Annotated in this window: 2 pseudogenes; both read right to left on the minus strand. The window is 65.5% G+C overall.

What is annotated here, in order from left to right:
- Window positions 1-824, minus strand: a pseudogene (locus tag NHF53_RS22110) (hemagglutinin); the annotation flags it as partial.
- Between the two features lie 41 nt (window positions 825-865).
- Window positions 866-1,672, minus strand: a pseudogene (locus tag NHF53_RS22115) (hypothetical protein); the annotation flags it as partial.

Consider the following 1,672-nt stretch of genomic DNA (forward strand, 5'->3'; position numbering starts at 1 on the left):
GTCCTGGCGGCGTCCACGGTCTGGCTGAGCTGCGACACGTTCACGGCGTCGTTGGCATTCACGCCCGCCGCAACATTGGCGATCGTCTGCGGACTGCCCGAACCATGGCTTGCATCATAGGCCCCGAGCGTCGTGTTCCATTGGAGCGCATCCGTCGCGAGACTATCGACGGCCTGGTTGGTCGCAAAGAGCTGGCTTCCGTTGATCGCATCCGTCGAAGTTGCGCTGACCCGTCCGGCCGCGACATTGGTGATCGTACGCTCGAGGCCGATCTGGCCGACGCTCACAGTGGAGCTCGCGGTTCCGGCATATGTGTAGGCAATCCCATTGATCGTCGTGCCGGTCGTATTGACCACCGCACTCGTATACGACCGCGCCCCGAGGGCGACATCCCCGACATTTGCCGCGGCATAGGCATCACTGCCGATTGCAACGACGTCTATCGCCATCGCCTGTGCCCGTTTGCCGAGCGCCACCCCTTGCATATACGCCGCGTTCGCTCCCCGGCCGACCGCGACCGACCAAGCACCGGTTGCGGTGGCGAGGTGGCCCACCGCCGTCGCATCCTCCCCTCCTGCGGTCGCGTCCACTCCGGCCGCAAGAGCAAATTGTCCGGTCGCACCGTCATTGTTGTAGTTGCCGCCTGTCGTTCCGCCGTCGTTGACGCTGTAGTAATGCGTCCTTGCGGCATCGACCGTCTGGCTGAGCTGCGACACGTTCACGGCGTCGTTGGCATTCACGCCCGCCGCAACATTGGCGATCGTCTGCGGCGAGCCGGAACCGTGGCTTGCATCATACGCACCAAGTGTCGAATTCCACTGCAATGCATCCGTCTGCAGCGCCGCAATGTCGGTGGTGTTGTTGGTCAGCGNGCCGCGCCAAGCGCATCCCCCACGTTATTGTAGGTTCCACCCTGAACCGTGTAGCTCGGCGCACCGACCGTACCCGTCGCCGGGTCGTAGACCGAGCCGCCACCAAGGTTAGAGGCAGTGGAGTTGCCCAGATTGGTCACCGTCGAGCCAAGGTCGGTGACCGCCGTGTTGGTCGCAAAGAGCTGCGAACCGTTCACCGCATCCGTCGAGGTCGCCGACAACTGGCCGGAGGCGACATTGGTGATCTGCCGTTCCGCGCCGGCAGAGCCGACGCTCACCACGCTCGTCGGCCCCGTGCCGGCGAAGCTGTAAGTGGTGCCGGCGATGGTCGTGCTTGCCACCCCGACAGCCGTTCCTTCCACGGAATTCTTGCCGAGCGCGACGCCGCCGGCCGTGGTGGCCTTCGCACCGTCACCAAGTGCCGTGCCGCCGGCACCCGCCGACGCGCCAGCACCCAGCGCCACCGAATTGGTCGCTGTCGCACCCGTACCGATCGCAATCGTATCCAGCCCGCTGCTGACCGTGTTGCGGCCGAGCGCGATCGCTCCCTCTCCGCTTGCACTCGCGCCATTGCCGATCGCGGTCCCGTCGACCCCGGCGGCCGCCGCGTTGACACCCACGGCCACCGCATTCGTACCGGTCGCCCCGTCATTGTTGTAGTTGCCGCCTGTCGTTCCGCCGTCGTTGACGCTGTAGTAATGCGTCCTGGCGGCGTCCACGGTCTGGCTGAGCTGCGACACGTTCACGGCGTCGTTGGCATTCACGCCCGCCGCAACATTGGCGATCGTCTGCGGACTGCC

The organism is Ciceribacter sp. RN22, assembly GCF_024054295.1.
Taxonomy (GTDB): domain Bacteria; phylum Pseudomonadota; class Alphaproteobacteria; order Rhizobiales; family Rhizobiaceae; genus Allorhizobium; species Allorhizobium lividum.